This window comes from Pseudomonas sp. P5_A2_2 (assembly GCF_054177685.1).
In genome coordinates this window covers 1-1938 of sequence record NZ_JBGCUL010000845.1, presented here as the reverse complement: position 1 = coordinate 1938, position 1938 = coordinate 1, and the positions used below count along the sequence as shown (strand labels likewise).

The following is a 1938-nucleotide window of genomic DNA, read 5'->3' as shown; positions in this document are numbered from 1 at the left end:
TTACTAGGGTGGACCCATCGGGTTCATGAGAATTCCACCGGCATGGAGCGTCGGCTGGCCGTAGCAGGAATCAGGGCATCAGGGGCAACTGCATTATGCGCGTGACCCCGACGGGCGGTCGTCTGTCAAAGCAGCGCATCATTCTCGAGGCTTCATTGCATGAACGAATTACAAGATCTGATTGATAACAACGAGCGTTGGGCCGCTGCGATCAAGGAGGAAGATCCTGACTTCTTCGCCAAGCTGGCTCGCCAACAGACTCCGGAGTACCTGTGGATCGGTTGTTCCGATGCCCGGGTGCCGGCCAACGAGATCGTCGGCATGCTGCCGGGCGATCTGTTCGTACACCGTAATGTGGCCAACGTGGTGCTGCACACCGACCTCAACTGCCTGTCGGTGATTCAGTACGCGGTCGATGTGCTCAAGGTCAAACACATCCTCGTCACCGGTCATTATGGCTGCGGTGGTGTGCGCGCCTCGATGCAGGATCGTCAGTTCGGCCTGATCGACGGCTGGCTGCGCTCGATTCGCGACCTGTATTACGAAAAGCGCGAAGAACTGGCCAAACTGGCCACCGAAGAAGAACGGGTCGACCGTCTTTGCGAGCTCAACGTGATTCAGCAGGTGGCCAACGTCGGTCACACCAGCATTGTGCAAAACGCCTGGCACCGCGGGCAGAGCCTGTCGATCCACGGCTGCATTTATGGCATCAAGGATGGCCGCTGGAAGAGCCTGAATGCGACCATTAGCGGTTTCGAGCAACTGCCACCGCAGTACCGCCTGCGACCGTTCGAGCCCCTGTAAAGTCCCTCAGCGCAGACTCTGCCGACGCCACTGTTGCAAAAACAGCTGGCCGTCGGCGTTCGGCGTCTCATCGTAGCCGGTGATCCAGCCCCGGCAGTTGTACGAACCGCAGTGGCAGGCAAACTGGCGCAGCAGCTTGTCTTCCGTGGCAGCGTAATCCATCGACAGCCAGTCGCCTTTCTGAATGTCCTTCAGCGCCCATAACCACAGCTCACTCATGTCCAGAAACACGTTCGGGTCGCAGGAGTGGCGCAGCAGCCCGCAGAAGCGCGGGTCATAGACGTGAACAGCGGGCGCCAGCTGGCGGGTATGTCGGCTGCGATAGGGCAGCAAATGCCCCGATACCCGGCAGATTCGACTGATGCGGGGAAATTCGCGCAGCGCTGCTACGGCCATCGGCGTGCCTTTGTCATTCGAGAGAATCTCGAAATCGGCCAGGGATGGAAATCCGAGGTGAAGGGGCAACTCCACAAAAGGATAAACACCCTGCGGCGGTGGTGCGAGAGACTTGCGCTGTGCATTGGCTTTCATAACGATCCTTGTCGGCTGGCTGCTGCGACTTCCATCGGCTGACGATCCTGTCAGCGCAGCAACACATGGGTACGGCCCAAGCCTCTCGCAGATACTGCGGGCGGTCTACTGTCATAACTGACAGGTCGACTGCCATCAATCGGTTTATAGCGGTGGAGCGGGCAGGGCAGTGGTTGGCGCTGGCGCCTTGAGCTGTTTGAGCTGCAGCTGGATCGGTGCAGTCGAGCATTTGGCCGCAGCCTGTCCCGGCGTCAGGTTGCGAATCGAGGTGTAGAACAGCGCGCAGGTTTTTTCTTTCTCGGCCACTTGCCAGGTTTGCGTGCAGGTTTTCAGCTCGACGTCGGCATTGCTGTCCGGTTGACGGCCCATGACGGCCTGCCAGCACGCGGCACTCAAATCCTGGCCCATGACTTTCAGGCCCGCCGCATCGGCCTTGGCCTTGGCATCGTTGCCGGAATAGTTCGCCGGATCGGCGGCGTACCAGATGTAGCTCGGGTGGTTGGAACCCAGCACCCGCACGTTCACCCCGTCACTCGGGCTGATCGTCGCCAGACCCAGCACGTTCACGGTCGGCCCGTATTGTTGCTTGATCCAGTTACGCAC

At 59.8% G+C, this 1938-nt stretch carries 2 protein-coding genes and 1 pseudogene; 1 reads left to right on the top strand and 2 read right to left on the bottom strand.

Annotated elements, in window-relative coordinates:
* Nucleotides 1–159 precede the first annotated feature (159 nt).
* Entirely contained in the window at nucleotides 160–804 is a 645-nt protein-coding gene (gene can / locus ACXRVY_RS26455) for a carbonate dehydratase (RefSeq protein ID WP_223461073.1), read from the top strand.
* 6 nt (nucleotides 805–810) lie between these two features.
* Here can and ACXRVY_RS26450 read toward each other — a convergent pair whose 3' ends face one another.
* Together ACXRVY_RS26450 and ACXRVY_RS26445 are read right to left on the bottom strand one after the other, a co-directional pair.
* Nucleotides 811–1335, bottom strand: a complete 525-nt coding sequence (locus ACXRVY_RS26450) for an SET domain-containing protein-lysine N-methyltransferase (RefSeq protein WP_223461074.1) — start codon at nucleotides 1333–1335, stop codon at nucleotides 811–813.
* 144 nt (nucleotides 1336–1479) lie between these two features.
* Nucleotides 1480–1938, bottom strand: a pseudogene (locus ACXRVY_RS26445) (hypothetical protein); the annotation flags it as partial.